Here is a 2,141-nt window from a genome sequence, read left to right on the forward strand (position 1 = left end):
CCACTACCATGCTTTGTCGTTCGTTCCGGAAATCCCGCTATCGTGGGGCTTTCGCCCTGCAGGCCGGTGACTTTGCGCCCCCGACCTTTCGGTCGGGTTTACCTTTGTCTGAACTTCCACCCCATGACAGAACCGATCTCTGCCATGAACGAGAGGTAAGGCAACTACCACGCCAACCAGATGCTGACAGGGAAAACTGCACATTTCCGCAGAGCTTCTAAGACTTCAGGCTGGAATCTTGGGCGCGAAAAGCTAACGGAAATGACAATTATCGGGCAATGCGCGGGCAGTCCGTTATCGCTGTCGGACGGGGGTCGTTGTCGATGAGGGAGGTCGCGACCCCGACGGAGCGGAATAGAAGCTGACGCCGCTTCGCCCGCTCTGTTTGACCCGATACATCGCGGCATCGGCCAGCCGCAGCAGTGTCTGTGGATCGTTGCCGTCGTCGGGATAGATGCTGATGCCAATACTGGCTCCGACGGTGTGCGTGCCTCGCTGGCTCACCACCGGCTCCGACAACATGTCGAGCAGCTTGCACGCCACGATATAGCTGCTCGATACATCATCGAGATCGGCGAGTAACACGCTGAATTCATCGCCCCCGATGCGGGCAACGACATCCGTCTCCCGCATCATTTGCTGCATGCGAACGCTGAGCACCCGAAGCAGTTCGTCGCCGGTTACGTGCCCATAGGTGTCGTTGACGGGCTTGAATTTATCGAGGTCGATATACAGCAACGCCAGCCGACGCCCTTGGCGGCGCGCGCGTGCCATCGCCTCGCGGCAACACCGCTCGAACTCCGTCCGGTTTGGCAGGCCCGTCAGCGAATCGTGGGTCGCGAGGTGTTTGAGCCATTCCTCGTGGACCTTGTGCGGTGAGATGTCGTTGAACACCGCGACATAGTAGCTGACCGCGTCGCGCCGCTTGTCTTGCACGGCGCTCAAGCTCAGGCGCATGGTATACAGTTCGCCGTTCTTGCGCACGTTCCAGACATCGCCTTGCCAGCGACCCGTGGTGCGCGCATCCGCCCAGATGGAAAAAAGCGTCGGTCCGGGAATCTTCTGCGTCTGCGGACGAGTCAATAGATGGCCGACGACCTCCTCCGGCGCGTAACCCGTGATTGTCGTGAACGCGTGATTGACCGCGACGATGCGTCGCTGGGTGTCCAGGATCATGATGCCGTCCACGGTGTCCGCGATCGCGTTGGCCAACAGGCAGTAGTCTTTTTCGGTGCGCTGAATTCGGACCATGAAGCGCGCGGTCAGGTAAATGCCGAGGACAACCAGGATCGTAACGATCGCGGAAACGACCCATGTCAGCATTGTTCTCAGCCACCGGACAGCCTCGCCGAGCGTGGCGGTAAAGGAGTCCTCCAGCGGCTTAACGTCCGCGTCGACGGCGCGAACCTGATGAAGGATCACCTCAATACGTTTCGCGGACGGCGAGCCGGAGGATATTTCGGCGTGCAGATTGCTACCCAAGTGCTGCAACTGATCGATGTATGCGTCGCCTCCCATCCATATCGACACGGCGCGCTTGAAGAAGGAATAACCTGCACAACAGCGGTAAAGTCGGATCATGCCAGGTATATCGTCGGGATGATTCCCCCCCTCCAGTAATCCGGTATAGGCCTTGGCAAAATCGTAGTCGGGCTTGTCCATTTCGATTCGTGCCTGGCGATCGCTCAGCGGGATCGAGAGTGCCTGCCGGTAACGTTCGTAATATGCCAGGTCGCGCGTCTGGGCGTACAGCGTGAGCGAGTAGACTGCGTCGCGCTGAGCCTTCGACCACTGGCCTTCGCCGGCCACGTAGGCGCGCGCGACGGACAGTATCTCCATCGTGCCCAACGTCAGCAGCAGCGAGAAAATAATGATGCAAGGAAAGATGCAGAAGACGGGAACAAACCGCCTCGCCAGCGTGACATGCTTAGAAATGTTGAGGACATCCAGCATAGCGATCCCTCGCTTCCGCCGATCGGACCACCAGCGCAGAATCCCGCTTGAACCGCCAATCGCCAGTGGCTTTCGGCCTCTATATTGATTCTAGTCCAGAAAATCCGAGGCCGGCCGAAATGGCCTGATACACGGTCGAAAGAGAATTCTCGGCGGCAAGACACGGCGGATTTCATGCAACAAAGTTG

General features: G+C 58.8%; 1 protein-coding gene and 1 riboswitch. The gene reads right to left on the reverse strand.

Going from position 1 to position 2,141, the window contains the following annotated elements; translation table 11 throughout:
- Positions 1-24 precede the first annotated feature (24 nt).
- A riboswitch (cyclic di-GMP riboswitch) is annotated at positions 25-113 on the reverse strand.
- A 181-nt stretch (positions 114-294) separates the two neighbouring features.
- The gene (locus WB402_RS10235) at positions 295-1,953 is read right to left on the reverse strand and encodes a diguanylate cyclase domain-containing protein (RefSeq protein WP_424207525.1); all 1,659 of its coding nucleotides are present in this window, start codon (positions 1,951-1,953) and stop codon (positions 295-297) included.
- Positions 1,954-2,141 lie beyond the last annotated feature (188 nt).

It is taken from the genome of Sulfuricaulis sp., from assembly GCF_049587675.1.
Classification (GTDB): domain Bacteria; phylum Pseudomonadota; class Gammaproteobacteria; order Acidiferrobacterales; family Sulfurifustaceae; genus Sulfuricaulis.

What these genes read in the sequence shown, in the direction of transcription:
- WB402_RS10235 (WP_424207525.1), bottom strand. Translation starts at nt 1,953, where the DNA reads ATGCTGGATGTCCTCAACATTTCTAAGCATGTCACGCTGGCGAGGCGG.